The 20,085-nt window shown below is 70.2% G+C and carries 15 protein-coding genes; 12 read left to right on the top strand and 3 right to left on the bottom strand.

Annotated features, from left to right (window positions below; all coding sequences use genetic code 11):
• The first annotated feature begins 139 nt into the window (after nt 1–139).
• Nucleotides 140–1,735 carry a hypothetical protein gene (locus ACFP1K_RS30495; RefSeq protein ID WP_380759759.1) on the top strand — a complete coding sequence of 532 codons (1,596 nt, stop codon included), beginning with the start codon at nt 140–142 and terminating at the stop codon, nt 1,733–1,735.
• 232 nt (nt 1,736–1,967) lie between these two features.
• Here ACFP1K_RS30495 and ACFP1K_RS30500 read toward each other — a convergent pair whose 3' ends face one another.
• Nucleotides 1,968–2,666, bottom strand: coding sequence for a hypothetical protein (locus ACFP1K_RS30500; RefSeq protein WP_380759760.1), 699 nt, complete (start codon nt 2,664–2,666; stop codon nt 1,968–1,970).
• Nucleotides 2,663–3,673: an ABC transporter ATP-binding protein gene (locus ACFP1K_RS30505; protein WP_380759762.1), complete on the bottom strand. Its 1,011-nt coding sequence runs from the start codon at nt 3,671–3,673 to the stop codon at nt 2,663–2,665. The genes ACFP1K_RS30500 and ACFP1K_RS30505 overlap by 4 nt, the downstream gene beginning before the upstream one ends.
• 115 nt (nt 3,674–3,788) lie before the next feature.
• Between ACFP1K_RS30505 and ACFP1K_RS30510 the strand changes: the two genes are divergently transcribed.
• Nucleotides 3,789–4,430 carry a DivIVA domain-containing protein gene (locus ACFP1K_RS30510; RefSeq protein WP_380759764.1) on the top strand — a complete coding sequence of 214 codons (642 nt, stop codon included), beginning with the start codon at nt 3,789–3,791 and terminating at the stop codon, nt 4,428–4,430.
• 582 nt (nt 4,431–5,012) lie between these two features.
• Here the strand turns inward: ACFP1K_RS30510 and ACFP1K_RS30515 are convergent.
• Nucleotides 5,013–5,513 carry an Lrp/AsnC family transcriptional regulator gene (locus ACFP1K_RS30515; RefSeq protein ID WP_380759766.1) on the bottom strand — a complete coding sequence of 167 codons (501 nt, stop codon included), beginning with the start codon at nt 5,511–5,513 and terminating at the stop codon, nt 5,013–5,015.
• 216 nt (nt 5,514–5,729) lie between these two features.
• On the opposite strand from ACFP1K_RS30515, the gene ACFP1K_RS30520 reads away from it, so the two are divergent.
• The 10 genes from ACFP1K_RS30520 (at nt 5,730) to ACFP1K_RS30565 (ending at nt 20,011) form a co-directional block, all read left to right on the top strand.
• Entirely contained in the window at nt 5,730–7,163 is a 1,434-nt protein-coding gene (locus ACFP1K_RS30520) for a gamma-aminobutyraldehyde dehydrogenase (protein ID WP_380759768.1), read from the top strand.
• Between the two features lie 64 nt (nt 7,164–7,227).
• Nucleotides 7,228–8,376, top strand: a complete 1,149-nt coding sequence (locus ACFP1K_RS30525) for an ABC transporter ATP-binding protein (protein WP_380759770.1) — start codon at nt 7,228–7,230, stop codon at nt 8,374–8,376.
• A gap of 8 nt (nt 8,377–8,384) precedes the next feature.
• Complete coding sequence (locus tag ACFP1K_RS30530; RefSeq protein ID WP_380759772.1) at nt 8,385–9,650, top strand: ABC transporter substrate-binding protein; 1,266 nt, start codon at nt 8,385–8,387, stop codon at nt 9,648–9,650.
• A 4-nt stretch (nt 9,651–9,654) separates the two neighbouring features.
• The gene (locus tag ACFP1K_RS30535; protein WP_380759774.1) at nt 9,655–10,509 is read left to right on the top strand and encodes an ABC transporter permease; all 855 of its coding nucleotides are present in this window, start codon (nt 9,655–9,657) and stop codon (nt 10,507–10,509) included.
• On the top strand, nt 10,506–11,360 hold the full coding sequence (locus tag ACFP1K_RS30540) for an ABC transporter permease (RefSeq protein WP_380759776.1): 855 nt from the start codon (nt 10,506–10,508) through the stop codon (nt 11,358–11,360). Before ACFP1K_RS30535 ends, ACFP1K_RS30540 begins: the two co-directional genes overlap by 4 nt.
• A 39-nt stretch (nt 11,361–11,399) precedes the next feature.
• Nucleotides 11,400–12,794 carry an NAD(P)/FAD-dependent oxidoreductase gene (locus tag ACFP1K_RS30545; RefSeq protein WP_380759778.1) on the top strand — a complete coding sequence of 465 codons (1,395 nt, stop codon included), beginning with the start codon at nt 11,400–11,402 and terminating at the stop codon, nt 12,792–12,794.
• A gap of 167 nt (nt 12,795–12,961) precedes the next feature.
• Nucleotides 12,962–15,496, top strand: a complete 2,535-nt coding sequence (locus ACFP1K_RS30550) for a glutamate--cysteine ligase (RefSeq protein ID WP_380759780.1) — start codon at nt 12,962–12,964, stop codon at nt 15,494–15,496.
• Complete coding sequence (locus ACFP1K_RS30555) at nt 15,496–17,274, top strand: N-acetylglutaminylglutamine amidotransferase (protein WP_380759782.1); 1,779 nt, start codon at nt 15,496–15,498, stop codon at nt 17,272–17,274. The genes ACFP1K_RS30550 and ACFP1K_RS30555 overlap by 1 nt, the downstream gene beginning before the upstream one ends.
• 64 nt (nt 17,275–17,338) lie before the next feature.
• Nucleotides 17,339–19,081, top strand: a complete 1,743-nt coding sequence (locus ACFP1K_RS30560; RefSeq protein ID WP_380759784.1) for a S9 family peptidase — start codon at nt 17,339–17,341, stop codon at nt 19,079–19,081.
• Nucleotides 19,082–19,123: 42 nt separating this feature from the next.
• Nucleotides 19,124–20,011: an alpha/beta hydrolase gene (locus ACFP1K_RS30565; protein WP_380759787.1), complete on the top strand. Its 888-nt coding sequence runs from the start codon at nt 19,124–19,126 to the stop codon at nt 20,009–20,011.
• Nucleotides 20,012–20,085: the final 74 nt, after the last annotated feature.

Here is a 20,085-nt window from a genome sequence, read left to right on the forward strand (position 1 = left end):
AATGAATACTCTATTTCCGGACATATTGATCGAGGATGCGCCCTTATTTCGCCCCAGGAGAAATCGGGTCCGCATTCGGCAAACACGCGCCTAGAATTCGTTCAAAGTTTCGATCGACCGACCGGGGGAGGCCGACGTAATGACCGGCGAGGGATACCGCGTCCTGCTCGGCGCGAGGCGACGCGGCGACATGCTGCGAGCCAAGGGCTTCACGTACGACCAGATCGCCGACGTCCTGGCCCTGGACCACGACGTGAGCCCCCTGCGCCTGTACCGCTTCGCCCACGGCCGCACGGTCTCCGACGTCGTCAACGCCTTCAACGACCTCGACCCGGCAGGCGCCGCCAGCCTGCGCGACGCCCGCCTGTACGACTACGAACTCCACCCGTCGGCAGGCCGCAAGCCCCCCGTCCGCGCCCTCACCACCCTCGCCCGCATCTACCAGACCACCGCCCGCAACCTGGTAACCGACACCGACTACGGCACGTACGCCCCACTCGACCGGCAGGCTCTCGACCAGACCGACTTCCGGCACCGCGACGTGCACCATCGCCGTCCCCCGGTGGCGGATCCCTCCTGTGTCAGCATGGAGAAGGCCGCCGTTCCATGGGCGGTCCAGACACGTGAGGCTCCGCGAGGACTACAGCCCGAGGAGTGCGCCGATCTGCTCCGGGCGCTCGGCGCGGAGGAGGCCGACGTGAAGCGCCGTGACCTGCTGGTGGAGCTCGCCCTGACCCTGGGCGGCATACCCGCGCTGGCGTTGCTGCGGCATCTGACCCCCGAGGAGGAGGCACGGCTGGTGCGGGCCGGTCGTGCGGAGGGGAGGGTGGACGCGCCGGCCGTGGCGACGATCGAAAAGCTGACCGCGCAGTGTCGCCGGATGGACGACACCATTGGACCCAAATCTGTTCTCCCCGTTGTCGAGGGGCAGCGGAATCTGGTGACGCGGCTGCTGCGGCGTGAGTCCCTCTTGCCCGCACTGCGGGACCGGCTGATCAGTGTTTATGCGGAGCTGTCGCAGCTTTCCGGATACCTCTATTACGACCTGGCGAATTACAACGCGGCGGCAGGGCGTTTCGAGGACGCGCTGAGCGCGGGGATGGAAATCGGGGACGCCACGTTACTGGCGTACGTACATCACTGGCTGAGCGACATGGCGGGCTTTCGGGGCAGGCCCACGCAGGCCCTCGATCACGCCTTCGCCGCACAAGGCTGGGCGCGCCGAAGTTCGAGTCACCTGCTCCGAGCACGAACCAACCTGGCCGAATCCTGGGCCCTGGCACTGGACCGGCGGTCAACCGCCAGCCTGCGACTGCTCGACACCGCTCGTAGCGCCGCACAGAAGCCGTCAGCGGCCGACCCGCCCTACCTCTACTGGATCACCGAAGCCAGCGCGATGGGCGGCACCATGGCCTGCTTCTGCCTCAACGCCCTACGCCTACCGGACGCCACCATCGCCACCGTCACCGCCCAACTCAACGGCTTGTCCCGTAACGCCTACAGCCGCACCCACGCGTTCGGCCTGATCCACTACGCCGACGCCCTCATCCAGAAACGCGAGATCCCCGAGGCCGCCACCAAACTGACCGAGGCCACCACCGTCATGGCCGTGCACAGTTCGGCGCGATTGGTGCACAGCCTCCGGACGGCTCGGCGGCGCCTTCAGCCATGGGCGACGTATGCGCAGGTGCGGAATCTGGATGAACGGCTGGGTTCGCTTGGGTTGGCATCCTGAGCGAGGGGCGGGGAGGGCGCGGGCGTTATGGAGAGGGTGGCCCGAGCTCCGGTAGGTGCGGTGCGGCCGCGTAGCGGATCACGGACATAGGTGATCACGGACATAGGCGATCACCGGTTTGGGGGTGGGTGCGGTGTCGCCGGGTCGGTGATCACTGGCAGGGCGTGATCACTGGCAGAGGTGATCACCGATTAGGAGTGGGGTGGTGTAGCCGAGGACCGGTGATCAGTGGTCAGGGGTGGGTGCGGCGTAGGCGGATGTAGGTGACGAGGGCTGCGGTGCACCAGGCGAGGGTGATCAGGGCCAGGGCGGGGAGGGCGGCGGTTAGGAAGGAGGGTTTTCCGGCGGCGCGGATCCAGCCGATCACGGGGACGGTTAGCCAGGTGAGGGGGGCGAGGCTGATCAGGAGGATGGTTACGTAGCCGCCTAGTAGGGCGAGGGTGGACATCGCGGGGTCGGGGAGGATGGGGCGGCTGGTCAGGGTGCCCAGGGCGGTGCCTGTCGTCAGGGAGAGCAGGTGGAGGGCTGCGCCGCCGGCCAGTACCTCTCCGCTGGGGAAGTCGGCGAAGCCGATCGCCAGTGGGACCAGCAGGGCCAGGAGGGCCAGGCCCGCGGCGACGGACGCGCCTGCCAGGAGGCCGCTTGTCACCTCGCGGCCGGGGCGGCCTGTGGCGGTTACCGAGATCAGGCGTTGCACGTCCGGCTCGGTGTCCAGCAGGCCGCGGACCGCCCAGGCGAAGACCGGGACGAGCATCGCGGCGGAGTCGGAGTAGGTGGGGAGTTCCTGGCCGGAGGGCACGCCGGTGGAGTACAGCACGATCATGATGGCCAGCAGGCCGATGAACGGCTGGATGATGCGGTGCGACCGGGCGTAGGCGGCGAGCCTGAACCTGGTGAGCGCGAGCACCGCGGCGGTCGCCGTCCTCGTCATGACGGGTCCTCTCGCAGGTCGGCCTGGTATCCCTCGGCCCGGAGTTTGCCCAGCACCGCTTCCGCCTCGCCGGGCTCCACCCGGACCTCGATGACGGCACGGGCCGGCTCGCCGTCCCCGGCCGCGAGGGTCCGCGCCGTGATGTCCTCGCCCGTGCGGGCGTCGGTACCGCGGATCTCGGCGGCGTGTAGCCCGGCCGCGCGGATCTCAGCGGCGTGCGGCCCGGCGGCGCGGATCCCTGTGGTGTGGACCCCGGTCTCCCGGGTCCCGGCGTCCCGGGTCCCGACGGCTTGGGTCTCGGTGTCCCGGGTCTCGGTGCCTCGGGCCCCGGCGGCTTGGGTCTCGGTGCTGTGGGTCTCGGTGCCGTGGGTGGCGGGGTTGTGGGTGGCGGGGGTGTGGTTCTCGGGGGTGTGGATTTCGGTGGTGTGGTTTTCGACGGTTAGGTGGAGGGTGCGGGGGAGGTCGGCTAGGCCGTTTTGGTGGTCGCTGACGATGATGATGGCGCCGGTGGCGCGGAGCTCCTCGATGGCCAGGGGGAGTTCGGCGCGGCTCTGGCGGTCCAGGCCGGAGAAGGGCTCGTCCAGGATGAGTAGGCCGGGGGAGGCGAGCAGGGCCTGGGCCAGGCCGACCTTCTGGGCGCTGCCCTTGGACAGGTCGGTCAGGGGGGTGTCCAGGAGGGGGGTCATGCCCAGGCGTTCCACCCAGGGGGTGATCGCGGTGGGCTTGGCGCCGCGGATTCCGGCGATCCACGCCAGGTAAGTGGACACCGTGAAAGGCTGGGCGGTGGGGAAGATTTCTGGGGCGTAGCCTACGACCGGTGGGCGGCCGGTGATCGAGCCGCGGGCCGGGCGGGCCACGCCTGCCATCAGGCGCAGCAGAGTGGACTTTCCCGCGCCGTTGCGGCCCGCCACCTCGGCGACCGTGCCCTCGGGCAGGTCGAGGTGGACGTCCTTCAGGACCCATGGGGCGCGGCGACCGTAGCGGAAGGAGACGTTGGCGAGCCGCATAGATCCAGAAGCTTACCGGTACTCTTGTGACCTTCTGGATTTCGTCAAGTCGTTTGCCCAGAATGGTAAAGAAGCGAAAACAGATGCGGGGGTTGTTGGCCCGGGAGGTCAAGGGGTGAACCGTTTTCCGCGCGTGCACGGGTTACGCAACGGCTATGACCCGGAGCAGGTGGACGCGCTGATCCTGCGCATCGAGGCGACCCTCGGCCGGGGAGCCCTGGAAGGTCCTCCGGTGACGGCGGACGACATCCGCATGTCCCGCTTCGACATCCGCCTCGGCGGCTACCACGAGGTGGCGGTCGACTTCGCCCTGGAGGCGTTCGTCATCGCCATCGAGACGCGGGGGGTGGAGCGGGAGGAGCCGGCGCCCGGCCCGGCCGTCAAGGTCAAGGCCGAGGACGACGACGCCCCCACCCTGCCGGGGCTGGGCGAGTCGGAGTCCGTCGCCGAGACGATGACGGCCGCCTGGCTGGAGTCCCAGGCGGCGCGGGTGGAGCGTGTCTCCTTCCGTCCTGGCCGTCTCGGGTCCGGGTACAACGAGGACGAGGTCGACGGCTTTCTCGACCGCGTGGTCGCCACGTTGCGTGGCACCACCGACCGTCCCCTGAGCGCCGACGAGATCCGAACCGCCACTTTCTCCACGGTGATGTTCAAACCCGGCTACTCGGTGTCCCAGGTCGACGCCTTCCTCACCGAAATAGCCACCGTCCTCGACGGCCGCTCCGCTCCGCACGAGTCCGAGGGCCAACGGGTCTAGCTGTGTCCACCGTCTTTGCCCGCTGTGCGGCGACGCCGTTTTCTCGGGTTTCCCGCCGTAAGGCGGCGGCGCGGGAGCCCCGTCGCCTCGTGGGTTCGTCTTACCGGCGCCGGGTCGGCGGGAGGGTGGACGGCGAACACGGCGCCGTCGTACGGCGAGGCACCGGCCCGGCGGAACGCGTCGCGGTGGAGCACCATGAGCCCGGCAGGGCCGGGGGTGCGGGGGTGTCCCCCGCATGAGCACAGCCCTTGCGCCCTTCGCGCGGAGCGCGGCCTCCGCGAGGACCATCTCATAGGCGCCGCACACACGCCGGGTTGTCCGCCGTACGGCGGCGCCGGATTCGCCGTACCGCTTCTCGCCGTCGCGGCGCCGGAGTTGATGCCATCGAGGCGAGCGCGAGGACGAGGCGGCGGTCCGGCGACGGGTCAGCGGGTGTTCCAGGAGTGCTGGGTCAGCGGATGCCTTGTAGGTGGCGGGTCAGCGAGTGTTCCAGGAGTGCCGGGTCGGCGGGTGCCATGTGGGTGGCGGGTCAGCGGGTGTTCCTGGGAGTGCTGAGTCGGCGGGTGCTCTGGGGGTGGGGGGTTAGCGGGTGCCCCAGGAATAGGTTTGTTTGCGGAGTTTTAGGTAGACGAAGGTTTCGGTGGCGCGGACGGTGGGGATGGCGCGGATTTTGCCGAGAATTTCCAGGAGGTGGTTGTCGCCTTCGCAGACGACCTCGACCATGATGTCCAGGGAGCCTGCGGTGAGGACCACGTAGTCGATCTCTTCGATGGATGACAACTTGTCGGCGACCATTTCGAGGTCGCCTTCGCACTTGATGCCGATCATCGCCTGGCGGGGGAAACCCAGGGTCAGGGGGTCGGTGACGGCGACGATCTGCATGACGCCGGTGTCGAGGAGCCGCTGGACGCGCTGGCGGACGGCGGCCTCGGAAAGGCCCACGGCCTTGCCGATGGCGGCGTAGGGTTTGCGGCCGTCGGCCTGGAGCTCCTCGATGATGCGCTTGGAGATCTCGTCCAAGACCACGGGACCGGGCTTCCCGTCGTGGTTGCTGTCCCGGCGCGCCTTCGGCGGCGTGGTCATCCCGTGCGTCCTCCTCGCGCCCCGGCAGGAGTACCGCACAGTGATTACGGGGCGGTTCCCGCCATGTTGCCGTCCTGGTGCGACATGTTGTCAGCTCCTGGGGGTCTGTCAAGCGATTTCGTAGCAATTTGATATATTCGCGACGAAATCCCTTGTCGTAGCTCCGACCCTCTGTCAGAGTCGCGACAACTCAGCCACCTCCCGAGGAGGTCAACGTTGACCACCCGTCTGCAGAACTTCATCAACGGTGAACTGGTGGACGCCAAAAGCGGCCGGTTCTCCGACGTGATCGACCCGTGTACCGGCGAGACCTACCTCCAGGCCCCTGTATCGGGCCAAGAGGACGTCGACGCAGCCTACGCCGCGGCGGCCGCCGCGTTCGAGACGTGGGGGCGGACGACGCCGGGCGAGCGGGCCGGTCACCTGTTGAAGATCGCTGACGCCATCGAGGCACGGGCCGAGGAGCTCGTGGAGGCGGAGTGCCGGAACACGGGCAAGCCCAGGGCCCGCATGGCCGAGGACGAGATCCCGCCGGCCGCCGACCATTTCCGTTTCTTCGCGGGTGCCGCCCGCACGCTTGAGGGCCCGACCTCCGGCGAGTTCCTCGCCGACCACACCTCGGTGATCCGGCACGAGCCGATCGGCGTGGTGGGCCAGGTCACCCCCTGGAACTACCCGTTGATGATGGCCATCTGGAAGATCGCCCCGGCGCTGGCCGCGGGCAACACCGTGGTGCTCAAGCCGTCGGACACGACGCCGGTCTCCACGGTGAAGCTGGCCGAGATCATCGGCACGGTGCTCCCGGCCGGCGTCTTCAACGTGGTCACCGGCGACCGTGAGACCGGCGCCACCGTGGTGGCGCACCCGTCGGCGTCGATGGTCGCGATCACCGGCTCGGTGGGCGCCGGCGTGCAGGTCGCCAAGACGGCGGCCGACGACCTCAAGCGGGTCCACCTGGAGCTCGGCGGCAAGGCCCCGGTCGTGGTGTTCGAGGACGTCAGGGACGTCGGCGCGGTGGCCGAGGCGATCGCCGGCGCCGGGCTCTACAACGCCGGCCAGGACTGCACGGCGGCCTGCCGGGTGCTGGTGCACGAGAGCATCCACGAGCCGTTCCTCGCGGCGCTGACCGAGGCCGCGTCCGCCACCAGGACCGGCGGGCTGGACGACGACGAGGCCTACTACGGCCCGCTGAACAACGCCGACCAGCTCGCCCGGGTGGAGGGTTTCCTGGAGCGTACGCCCGCCCACGCCAAGGTGGTCACCGGCGGCAGGCGGGTGGGCGACAAGGGCTTCCTGTTCGAGCCGACCATCGTGGACGGCCTCAAGCAGGACGACGAGATGATCCAGACCGAGGTGTTCGGGCCGGTCATCACGGTGCAGACCTTCAGCGACGACGCCGAGGCGCTGACGATGGCCAACGACGTGAAGTACGGCCTGTCGGCTTCGGTGTGGACCTCGGACCACGGCCGGGCGATGCGCATGTCGCAACGTCTGGACTTTGGCGTGGTCTGGGTGAACACTCACATACCGTTCGTGTCGGAAATGCCGCACGGCGGGTTCAAGCACTCCGGGTACGGCAAGGACCTCTCGGTCTTCGGCCTGCACGACTACACCCGGGTGAAGCACGTCATGCACTACATCGGCGAGTGAGTCGGGGAACGACATATACGCACTACGGCGAACGTCTGCCGACATAGAAGAGGGATAGCCTGGAATGACGGAAATCCAGGCGGGCACGGAGGCGGGCGACACGTCCGCCTCCAGCACCTCACGGGTGCCCGCCATCGAACTCGACGGGGTCGTCAAGGAATACATAGCGCACGGTGAGGTCGTCCAGGCGGTCAAGGGGGTAAGCCTGGCGATCACGGAGGGCGAGTTCTTCTCCATGCTGGGCCCCTCCGGCTGCGGCAAGACCACCACCATGCGGATGATCGCCGGGTTCGAGGACCCGTCGCGGGGCACGGTGCGGCTGCACGGGCAGGACGTGACCGACGTGCCGCCCAACAAGCGCGACGTGAACATGGTCTTCCAGTCCTACGCGCTCTTCCCGCACATGAACGTGTGGGAGAACGTCGCGTTCGGCCTGCGCCGCAAGCGCGTGTCCGACCAGGACATCAAGCGCAGGGTCGGCGAGATGCTGGAGATCGTCGACCTGACCGGCCGGGAGAAACGCCGCCCCCGTGAGATGTCCGGCGGCCAGCAGCAACGGGTCGCGCTGGCGCGGGCGCTGGTCAACCACCCGCGGGCCCTGCTGCTGGACGAGCCGCTCGGCGCGCTGGACCTCAAGCTCCGCCAGGCGATGCAGATCGAGCTCAAGCGCATCCAGCGCGAGGTCGGCATCACCTTCGTGTACGTCACGCACGACCAGAACGAGGCGCTCACCATGAGCGACCGCATCGCCGTCATGAACGACGGCCTGGTCGAGCAGCTCGCCGGGCCGCGGGAGATCTACGAGCGGCCCGCCACCAAGTTCGTCGCCGGGTTCATCGGCACCTCCAACCTCCTCAACGGCACCGTGGACCAGGTCGGCGACGGCACGGCCACCCTGCGGTTCGGCGAGGGTGGCCGGGTCCTGGTCCCTGTCAACGGGGCGAGCCCCGGCGGCGAGGTCGAGGTCACCGTACGGCCGGAGAAGATCAAGATCTCCGCCGAGGAGCCGCCCGCGGACGTCAGCGCCGTGCGCGGCACCGTGGCCGAGGTCGTGTACCTCGGCACCTACAACACCTATTCGGTGGACCTGGCCGGGGGGACCGAGTTCACGGTCTTCGAGCAGAACGCCCGGGACAGCAGCATCACGGCGGAGCGCGGTGACTCCGTGTGGCTGTGGTGGCAGCCCCAGCACTCGTACGCGATTGGAAGTTGACCCGTCTCATGACCAACCCTTCTCGTGATCTCGCGTTCCTGCGCGGCCTCACCCAGCCCCGCGGCCGGTCCGGCATGGCGGTGACCAGGCGCGACGCGCTGCGCATGGCGGGCCTGTCCGCCGCCGCCCTCGGCCTCGCCGCCTGCGGCGTCCAGGGCAAGAAGGCCGCCGCTCCGCCGCAGCAGGACGCCGTGGCCTCGTACTGGGCGGGCAAGAAGCAGAACAACGTCCTGCGCTTCGCCAACTGGCCGCTGTACATCGACAAGGACGGCAAGAACTACCCGACCCTGGAGCAGTTCACCAAGGAGACCGGCATCAAGGTCACCTACCAGGAGGCCATCCAGGACAACTCCACCTGGTTCGGGAAGATCCAGCCGCAGCTCGCCGCGAACCAGGACATCGGCTACGACCTGATGGTCATGACCAACGGCATCCAGCTCGGCCGCGCGATGGCGCTCGGCTACCTGGCCCCGCTGGACCACGCCAAGCTGCCGGACTTCGCGGCCAACGCGGGCGCCAAGTACAAGAACCCGTCCTACGACCCGGGCAACGCGTTCACGGTGCCGTGGCAGTCCGGCATCACCGGCATCGCGTACAACCCCAAGTACGTGAAGGGCGAGGTCAGCAGCATCAAGGAGCTGTGGAACCCGAACTACAAGGGCAAGGTCGGCATGCTGCTGGACAGCCAGGAGATCGCCAACTTCGGGATGTTCCTGCTCGGCATCGACCCCGACAAGTCGGTCGAGGCGGACTGGCGCAAGGCGGGGGAGAAGCTCCAGGAGCAGCGCGACCAGGGCCTGGTCCGCAAGTACTACGAGAACGACTACGTGGACGCGCTGGTCCGCGGCGACATCTGGATCACCATGGCGTGGTCCGGCGACGTGTACCAGCAGATCGCCGAGGGCCAGGACCTGAAGTTCGTCATCCCCGCGGAGGGTGGCAACATCTGGACCGACAACATGTGCATCCCGAAGACCGCGCAGAACCCGGTCGACGCGCTCGCCATGATGAACTTCGCGTACAAGCCCGAGATCGCCACCCAGCTCGCCGAGTACATCACCTACATCACCCCCGTGCCGTCCACGCAGGAGCTCGTCCGCAAGCAGGCGGGCGAGGCCACCGGCGAGGACAAGAAGGCGCTGGAGCTGATGGCGGACAGCCCGCTGATCTACCCGGCGGACGCGGACCTCGCCAAGCTGCGCTCCTACAAGACCTTGACAACCGCCGAGGAGAAGGTCTTCGAAGGCATCTTCCAGCCGATCACCCAGGGATAGCGCGATGAGACGCAGGTTCGCGCCGTATCTCCTCGTCCTGCCGGGCGGGCTGTGGCTGGTGGTCTTCCTGGTGGTCCCGCTGGTGTTCATGGCGTCGGTCTCCACGCAGGAGGGCGACGTCGTCAACGGGTTCGCGCAGACCCTCCGGTTCGCCAACTACATCGACGTGCTGGTGGAGTACAAGACGCAGTTCCTGCGCTCGGCCGGGTACGGCCTGGCGGGCACGGTCCTGGCGATCCTGCTGGCCTACCCGATGGCGTACTGGATCGCGTTCAAGGCGGGCGCCCGCAAGTCCACGTACCTTCTGCTGGTGCTGCTGCCGTTCTTCGTGTCGTTCGTGCTGCGCACCGTCTCGTGGAAGTTCCTGCTCGCCGACGACGGCATCCTGCTCCAGCCGCTGAAGGACATCGGGCTGGTGCCGACGGACTTCCACGTGCTGCAGACCACGGTGGCCGTGATCGGCGGCCTGACCTACAACTACCTGCCGTTCATGGTGCTGCCGATCTATGTGGCGCTGGAACGGGTGGATCCGCGGGTCGTCGAGGCCGCCGCCGACCTGTACGCCACCTGGCGCGCGTCGTTCTCCCGCGTCGTGCTCCCGCTGTCGCTGCCCGGGGTGTTCGCCGGCGTGCTGATGACGTTCGTCCCGATGACCGCGGACTACGTCAACGCCGCCATCCTCGGTGGCCCCGCCAACACGATGATCGGCAACATCATCCAGACGGAGTACCTCGTGAACAACGACTATCCGGCTGGCGCGGCGCTGTCGTTCACGCTGATGGCCGCCATGCTGATCGGCATCTTCGCCTACGCCAAGGCCCTCGGCACCGAGAACGTCCTAGAGGCGGCGGCGCGATGAGCGGCCCGGTGAGCCCGGCGCTGCCCGCCTCGGCCACGCCGTCGTCCGCGCCCGGCCCGGTGCGCCGCCGCCGCACACGGTGGGGCGACCGGCTGCTGTACGGCTACACGTGGCTGATCCTGCTGTGGCTGTTCGCGCCGATCGCCGTGATGATCGCGTTCGGCTTCAACGACACCAGGAGCAAGTCCAACGTCAGCTGGCAGGGCTTCACGTTCAAGTGGTGGGGCCGTCTCGGCGACTATCCCGACCTGACCACGGCCGTGGTCAACTCGATCACGATCGCGCTGCTCGCCACGGCGATCACCACTGTGCTCGGCACGCTGATGGGCATCGCGCTCGGCCGTTACCGCTTCCGCGGCCAGGCGGCCACCAACCTGGTGATGTTCGCCGCGATCTCCTCGCCGGAGCTGGTCATGGGCGCGTCGCTGCTGTCGCTGTTCATCAGCCTCGGCGTGCAGACCGGGTACACCACGATCGTGCTCGCGCACGTGCTGTTCTCGCTGTCGTTCGTGGCGGTGACCGTCCGGGCGCGGGTGGTGGGCCTGGATCCGTCGATCGAGGAGGCCGCGCGCGACCTCGGCGCCTCCACGTGGATCACCTTCTGGCGGGTCACGTTCCCGATGATCCTCCCGGGTGTGGTGTCCGGCGCGCTGCTGGCGTTCGCGTTGTCGATCGACGACTTCGTCATCACGCAGTTCACCAGCGGGGCGACCATCACCTTCCCGCTGTGGATCTACGGCGCGGTACGCATCGGCGTGCCCCCGCAGGTCAACATCCTCGGCACGCTGATCTTCGCGGTCGGCGTCGCCATAGCAATCGTCAACACCGTCACCTCAAGGCGGCGCGCCTGAGGTGATGTAAGCCAACGCGTCGCACAAGGACGTGAAAGTGTGGAACCGCTGAAGGCGCTGGCCGAGGCCAAGCGCGAGCCCTACTGGCTGGACACCCCCGACCGCCCCGACCCCGTACCACCTCTGTCCGGCACGACCACGGCCGACCTGGCCGTGGTCGGCGGCGGGTTCTCCGGCCTCTGGACCGCCCTGCTCGCCAAGGAACGCGACCCCGCCCGCGACGTCGTCCTGCTGGAGGCCAGGCGGATCGGCTGGGCGGCCTCCGGGCGCAACGGCGGCTTCTGCGCGGCCAGCATCACCCACGGCCTCGGCAACGGCCTGGCCCGCTGGCCGGAGGAGATGCCCACGCTGGCGCGTCTCGGCCGGGACAACCTCGACGCGATCGAGGAGGCCGTCGGCCGGTACGGCATCGACTGCGGCTTCGAGCGCACCGGCGAGCTGCACGTGGCCACCGCGCCGTGGCAGATGGACGGCCTGGCCGAGGAGGCCGCGACCGCCCGCCGGCTCGGCCTGGACGTGGAGCTGCTGGACGCCGTCCGGCTGCGCGCCGAGGTCGACTCCCCGCTGTACGCCGGCGGCACCTACGACCGGGACGGCTGCGCCATGGTGGACCCGGCCCGGCTGGCCTGGGGCCTGCGGGACGCCTGCCTGGCCGCCGGGGTGCGCATCCACGAGAACACCCCGGTCCGCTCCCTGGCCGCCGCCGGTCCCGGCCTAGAGCTGGCCACGCCGCACGGCGGGGTGCGCGCCGGGCGGGCGGCGCTCGGCACGGGGGTGTTCCCGCCGCTGCTCGGGCGGCTGCGGCACTTCCTGGTGCCGGTGTACGACTACGTGCTGGTGACCGAGCCGCTCAGCGCGGAGCAGCTGGCCTCCGTGGGCTGGCGGGGCAGGCAGGGCGTCGGCGAGCTGGCCAACCAGTTCCACTACTACCGGCTCACCGCGGACAACCGCGTCCTTTGGGGCGGCTACGACGCGGTGTACCACAACGGCGGCCGGGTGCGGTCCGAGTACGACCAGCGCGACGAGACGTTCCTGAAGCTGGCGGCCAACTTCCACCGGACCTTCCCCCAGCTCGGCGAGGTGGCGTTCACCCACCGCTGGGGCGGGGTGATCGACACCTGCAGCCGGTTCAGCGCGTTCTTCGGCCGCGCCTTCGGCGGGCGGCTGGCGTACGCGGCCGGGTACACCGGGCTCGGCGTCGGGGCGACCCGGTTCGGGGCGGACGTGATGCTGGACCTGCTCTCCGGCGAGGTGACCGAGCGCACCTCCCTGCGCATGGTCAGGGAGAAGCCGGTCCCGTTCCCGCCCGAGCCGGTGCGGTCCGGGGTGATCCAGTTGACCCGCCGCTCCATCGCCCGCGCCGACGCGCACCAAGGCCGCCGTGACCTGTGGCTGCGCACGCTCGACCGGCTGGGGCTGGGCTTCGACTCCTGATCCACCCCGTTTTCCGTCCCATGCCCGGCGGGAATTCACAACTCGAAGACTGTCGCCGTTACGTGCATATCGGTGCATTCCTGGGCAGAAGCCCCACGTAACACCATTTTTTCCGGGCGACAGCTCGGTTTGGCGACCCCCTGGGTCAAGGACCGAAGGGTGATGGGATGTCGGGTCTCGCGGAGTCGGTCGCCGTAGGTGTCGAAGAGGAATTCCACGTGGTGGACCTCGAAACTCGCCACCTCGTGCCACGCGCCGGGAATCTGCTCCAGCGGCTGCCGGAAAAGCGCTTCACCCAGGAGCTGCAGCGGTCGGTGGTGGAGGCCAACAGCCGTCCTTACGTGAAGCTGGACGACCTCGGGCACGATCTCACCGCGCTGCGCCGCACCGTGGTGGAGGCCGCCGACGGCCTCGGCCTCGGAATCGTGGCGGCCGGGGCGGTGCCGCTGGTCGACCCCGCGGCGCTGGAGATCTCCCCCAACGCCCGCTACATGCAGATGCAGGAGGACTATCAGCTCCTCACCCGCGAGCAGCTGATCTGCGGCGCCCAGGTGCACGTGGACGTGGACAACCGCGACCTCGCCGTCGAGGTGGCCCACCGGGTGGCCCGGTGGCTGCCGCCGCTGCTGGCCCTGAGCGCCAGCTCGCCGTACTGGCTCGGCGCCGACAGCGGCTACGCGAGCTCCCGCACCCTGGCCTGGCAGCGCTGGCCCACCACCGGCCCGGTGCGGCGCTTCGCCTCGGCCGCCGAGTACGACCAGATGGTGGAGGACCTGGTGGCCTCCGGGGTGATCAGCGACCCCGGCATGATCTACTTCGACGTCCGCCCCTCCGCGCACGTGCCCACCGTCGAGATGCGCATGTGCGACGCCTGCCCCCGGGTCGAGGACGTCGTCCTGCTGGCCGGCGTGTTCCGCGCCGTGGTGCTGCGCGAGCTGCACGCCATCGAGGAGGACGTCCCCATGCGGGAGACCCCGATGGAGATGGTCCGCGCGGCCACCTGGCGCTCGGCCCGCTCCGGGCTGGAGGGCACCCTGGTGGACCCGGTGGAGGGCACCCCCATGCCCGCCGCCACGGTGATCGAGCGCATGCTGGACGGCCTGCGGCCCCAGCTGGACGCCACCGGCGACTGGGACCTGGTCACCTCGCTGGCCAAGGACGCGCTCGCCCGGGGCAGCTCGGCGGCCCGTCAGCGGCGGCTCGTCGAGCGCGGCGGCGACCTGGCCGACGTGGTCGACTTCCTGGTCGCCGAGACCCGGCTGGACGGCTGGCACCCCGCGTTCGGCGGCCCGGTGCCGCGCCTGGACACCAGCCTGCTCAAGGGCTACGACTCGGTGAAGGACGAGGCCGTCATCGAGGGCATCCTGCGCGAGCCGTACCAGGCCGTGTTCCGGGTGCTCGACCGGCTCGGGCCGGTGGAGCTGAAGGAGCGCGAGGCGGTCCGCGACCGGTTCATGGAGGACACCGGCATGTCCTTTCGCGCCGACGGAGCCAGGGCGGTCGTCCAGGAGGGCAAGGGCAAGATGCCCGTGGACCTGGTGCCGCGCATGATCTCCGCGAGCGACTGGAAGCGCATCCAGGGCGGCATGCCGCAGCGGGTCCGCGCCCTGGAGGCGTTCCTGCGCGACGTGTACGGCCGCCGCGAGGTGATCCTCGACCGTGTGCTGCCCCCCTGGGTGGTGGACGAGTGCCCCGGCTACCGGCCGTCCGGCCGCCGCGTGCACCCCCGCGCCATCAGGTGCACGGTGGCCGGGCTGGACGTCGCCCGCGACGGAGCGGGGCGGTGGATGGTCCTGGAGGACAACCTGCGCGTCCCGTCCGGCATGGGCTACGGCGTCGCCAACCGGCGGCTCGCCGCGCACACGCTGCCCGAGCTGGACCGCTCGATGGTGAACGACGCCGAGGGCACCGCCGCCCTGCTGCGCCGGGCCCTGCTCGCCGCGCCCCCGGTGGACGACCCCCGCCTCGGGGTGCTCACCGGCGGGCCACGCGACGCCGCGTACTACGAGCACCGCATGCTCGCCGAGGAGATGGACGTCGTCCTGGCCGAGCCGTCCGACCTGGAGATCCGCGACGGCGCCGTGTACGCGGCGGGCGAGCGCGTGGACGTGCTGTACCGCCGCATCCACGAGGACGAGCTGCTGGCCAGCCGGATCGGCCCCGGCCTGCTCGACGCGGTGGAGCGCGGCACCGTGACCATGGCCAACGCCTTCGGCAACGGCGTGGCCGACGACAAGAGCCTGTACCGCTACGTCCCCCGCCTCATCGACTACTACCTGGGAGAGCGTCCTCTGCTGGCCAACGTCACCACCTACCTCTGCCGCGACCCCGAGGACCGCGAGCTCGTGCTCGACCGGCTCGCCGAGCTGGTGGTCAAGCCGGTGGACGGCTTCGGCGGCCACGGCGTCGTCATCGGCCGGTACGCCACGGTGGCCGAGCTGAAGGCCGTGCGCGACGAGATCCTCACCGCCCCGGAGCGGTGGGTGGCCCAGGAGACCGTCGGGTTGTCCACCCACCCGACCTTCGACGGCGAGCGGATGCAGCCGCACGTGATCGACCTGCGGGCGTTCGTCTGCCTGGGTGAGACCGCGGTCGTGCCGCAGGTCGCCCTGACCAGGGTCGCCCCGGCGGGGAGCATGATCGTCAACTCCTCGCAGGGCGGGGGAGCGAAAGATACCTGGCTGATGAAGGAGATCGCCTGATGTGCGGCCTCACGGGGGAGATCCGCTTCGACGGACACGCGGCCGACATCGCCGCGGTGGCCCGGATGACCGACGCCATGACCCGCCGCGGCCCGGACGGCGTCGGCACCTGGTCCAGCGGCCCGGTGGCGCTCGGCCACCGCAGGCTGAAGATCATCGATCTGTCCGAGCGCGGCGCGCAGCCCATGGTGGACACCGACGCCGGTCTGGCCGGGGTGTTCAACGGCTGCCTCTACAACTACCGCGAGCTGCGTGAGGAACTGCTGAGGGAGGGCTACCGGTTCTTCTCCACCTCCGACACCGAGGTGCTGCTGAAGTCCTACCGCCACTGGGGTGCCCGCTGCGTCGACCGCTTCAAGGGCATGTTCGCCTTCGCGGTCGCCGAGCGGGCCACCGGGCGGCTCGTGCTCGGCCGCGACCGGCTCGGCATCAAGCCGCTCTACGTCACCAGGGACGCCGACCGGCTGCGCTTCGCCTCGGCGCTGCCCGCCCTGCTGGCCGGCGGCGGGGTGTCCACCGACATCGACCGGGTGGCGCTGCACCACTACATGACCTTCCACTCGGTGGTGCCCTCGCCGCGCACCATCCTGAGCGGCGTGGAGAAGCTGCCACCCGCCACCGTCCGCACCATCGAGCCGGACGGCACCACACGCGACGAGCGCTACTGGTGGCCGCCGTTCACCCGCCCGGACGGCCCCGGCGCGTCCCCGGCGGACTGGCGCGACGCCGTCCGTGAGGCCCTGCGGGTCGCCGTGCGCCGCCGCACCGTCGCCGACGTGCCGGTCGGGGTGCTGCTGTCCGGCGGCCTGGACTCCAGCCTGATCGTCGCCCTGCTCGCCGACGAGGGCCAGCGGGACATCACGACGTTCAGCGTCGGCTTCAACTCCGCGGGCGGCGAGTCGGGGGACGAGTTCGCCTACTCCGACATGATCGCCCACCGGTTCGGCACCGACCACCACCGGATCATGGTGGACGACCTGCGGCTGCTGCCGTCCCTCGGCGACGCCGTCGGCGCGATGAGCGAGCCCATGGTGAGCCACGACTGCGTGGCCTTCTACCTGCTGTCGGAGGAGGTCTCCAAGTACGTCAAGGTCGTGCAGTCCGGCCAGGGCGCCGACGAGGTGTTCGCCGGGTACGACTGGTACCCGCCGCTGGAGCACGTGGCGAGGCACGACGTCGCCGAGGCGTACGCCAAGGTGTTCTTCGACCGCCCCCACGAGGACGTGACCGCCATCCTGCGGCCCGAGTACCGCGCCGGGGAGGACGTCAGCGCCGCCTACGCCCGCGACCACCTCGGCGCGCCGGGCGCGGAGACCGCGCTGGACGCCGCGCTCCGCCTGGACACCACCGTCATGCTGGTGGACGACCCGGTCAAGCGGGTCGACAACATGACCATGGCCTTCGGGCTGGAGGCACGCACGCCGTTCCTGGACCACGAGCTGGTCGAGCTGGCCGCCAGCTGCCCGCCGGAGCTCAAGCTGGCCCACGGCGGCAAGGGCGTGCTCAAGGAGGCCGCGCGCGGCCTGGTGCCCGACGAGGTCATCGACCGGCCCAAGGGCTACTTCCCGGTCCCGGCCATCCGGCACATTCACGGCCCTTTCCTGGAGCTGGTCAGGGACGCGCTCACCTCGCCGGCCGCGCGCTCCCGGGGACTCTTCCAGCCCGCCGTCGTGGAGAAACTGCTCGCCGCGCCCGATGCGCACAGAACCACCCTGGGAGCCAACGCTTTGTGGCAACTTGGTCTTCTGGAACTGTGGCTGCAAGCGCAAGGAGTCTGACGTAGACGTCTCGTGGATCTGCCGGCATCCCACGCTCTCGCCGGGTACCGATGCGATCGCTTACGTGTGCGATCGCGACGGCACCCCGCGGGTCTGGGTGCAACCCCTCGCCGGGCACACCGGCGAGGGACGACCGCTCGCCCCGGTGCGGTTCCCCTATGCCCAGGCGCGGTTCGGGCCGCACGCGGCCCGCGTGATCGACACCGGCCCCGAGCCGGTCACCAACGTGCTCTGGTCGCCCGACGGCGAGTGGCTGGCCGTGCAGGTGGCTCCCGGCGGGGGAGAGCACACGCAGGTGTGGGCGGTACGGCCAGACGGCACCGACCGCCGCCTGCTGGCCGGCCCCGAGGGCGCACTGGCCCGCGGCTCGGCGGTGTTCGTCCGCTGGATCGGCTACGGCTCCACCCTGCTGGTCGCCGAGCTGGCGGCCACCGGCATGACCGAGGCTGTGCTGATCGACGCCGACCTCGGCAACCGCGACACCATCGCCGCCGGGCCGCTGATGTGGCCGAGCGCGGTCAGCCACGACCGCAGCCGGGCGCTGCTGCGCCAGGGGCCGCGCGGCATGCGCGAGATGACCGTCGCCGACCTGCCGTTCGGCCGTGAGCGGCTGCTGCTGCCGCCCACCACCGACCTCGGCGCGCTGTCGCCCGACGGGGAGGTCGCCTACGTCCGGTCCAACGCCGGGCGCGACAGGGCCGTCCTGATGGCCCTGCGGGTGGGCGAGGCACCCCAGGCGGTCGCCGAGCGGCCCGACGCCGAGCTCGACCGCTTCGCCGTCAGCGCGGACGGCCGGATCGCGCTGCTGGTGTGGAACGTCGCCGGGCGGTCGGAGCTGGAGGTCGCGGACCTCGTGGACGGCGGTACCCGGGCACTGCCCCCGCCGCCGGTGGACGTCATCGGCTCGGCGCGGCTGTCCCTGGACGGCTCGCTGGCGGTGCTGGCCGGCGAGTCCCCGAGCGCCCCCTCCCACGTGCTGCTGTGCGACCCCGCCACGGGGAGCTACCTGCGGGTCGTCGGGGACGAGCCCCTGGCCGAGCCGCTGCACGCCGAGCTGGTGCGCTTCGACGCCCGCGACGGGCTGGAGCTGACCGGCTGGCTGTACCGCTCGGCGCCCGGCCCCATGCCGTGCGTGATCTACCTGCACGGCGGGCCGGAGAGCCAGGAGCGGCCGACGTACAACCCGCTGTTCCAGCGGCTGCTGGCCGCGGGGATCAGCGTGCTGGCGCCCAACGTCCGCGGGTCCTCGGGGTTCGGGCGGGCGTTCCAGGACGCCGACAACCACGCGCTGCGCTTCCACGCCATCGACGACGTGGCCGACTCGGTCGCCTACCTCACCGGGGGCGGGGTGGCCGACCCGGCGCGGGTCGCCTGCATGGGCCGCTCCTACGGGGGTTATCTCACGCTGGCCGCGCTGGTCACCCACCCCGAGCTGTTCCGCGCCGGGGTCGACGTGTGCGGGATGGCGGACTTCGCGACGTTCTACGCTCTCACCGAGCCGTGGATCGCGGCGGCGGCCGTCGGCGAGTACGGCGACCCGGTGGCCGACCGGGACCTGCTGCGGGCGCTGTCGCCCATCCACTCGTTCGACCGGCTCAGCGCGCCGCTGCTGGTGGTGCACGGCGCGCAGGACACCAACGTGCCGGTGTACGAGGCCGAGCAGGTGGTGGCGGAGGCGACCGCGCGCGGCGTGCCGTGCAGGTACCTTCTGTTCGACGACGAGGGCCACGAGACCGTCCGCACCGCCAACAAGATCGCCTACGTGGAGGCGGTCACCGACTGGCTCACCCGGTGGTTCACCGAGTAGTCCCCGCCCGTCCGCGCCCGGTGATGAGGTTGACTGGGCGGCATGATCGAGCACGTAGAGTTCACCGCAGGCGACGTCACGCTGGCCGGTGACCTGAGGACGCCCCCCGGCGCCGGGCCGCACCCGGCGCTGGTGTTCACCGGCCCCTTCACCGGCGTCAAGGAACAGGTGACCGGCACCTACGCCGCCCGCCTGGCCGAGGCGGGCTACGTCACCCTGGCCTTCGACCACCGCAACTTCGGCGCCTCCGGCGGCTCCCCCCGCCACCACGAGGACCCCCAGGGCAAGCTGACCGACCTGCGCTCCGCCGTCTCCTACCTGCGCACCCGCCCCGAGGTGGACGGCGATCGCATCGGCGTCGTAGGCATCTGCCTTGGCGCCGGCTACGCCCTGAGATTCGCCGCCTTCGACCCCCGCGTGAAGGTCTTCGCCGGAATCGCCGGCGCGTACAACAACCCCTACGCCATGCGCTCAGGCATGACACCCCCCGGCTACGAGGGTGCCCTGGCGGCCTTCACCGGCGAACTGGAGCGACAGGACCAGGGAGCCGACCCCGAGTACATCCCCGCCGTCGCCACGTCCGGAGAGGCCGCGATGCCCGGCGACGAGCCCTACGCCTACTACGGCACCGCCCGCTCCGCCGCCCCCTCCTGGACCAACAAGGTGACCCGCTCCTCCCTACGCGAGCTGATCACCCTGGACAACATGATGGGAGCCGACTTCCTGTCCCCCAAACCCGCCCTGATCGTCCACGGCGTAGTGGACCGCTTCTGCCCCCCCGAAGGCGCCGAGGAAGCCTACAAACGCCTGGACCCCCCCAAACGCCTGATCTGGCTGGACACCCACCTCCACACCGACCTCTACGACACAGACCCCCACCTAACCCACGCAATACAAGAAACCACAACCTTCCTAAACGAACACCTATAGCCCCCCACCCGCCACCCCGTCCGCCCATGCCACCCGCCCACCCCGTCCGCCCCCGTCTGTGCCACCCGTCCGCC

Source organism: Sphaerisporangium aureirubrum (genome assembly GCF_042658925.1).
Lineage (GTDB): Bacteria > Actinomycetota > Actinomycetes > Streptosporangiales > Streptosporangiaceae > Sphaerisporangium > Sphaerisporangium aureirubrum.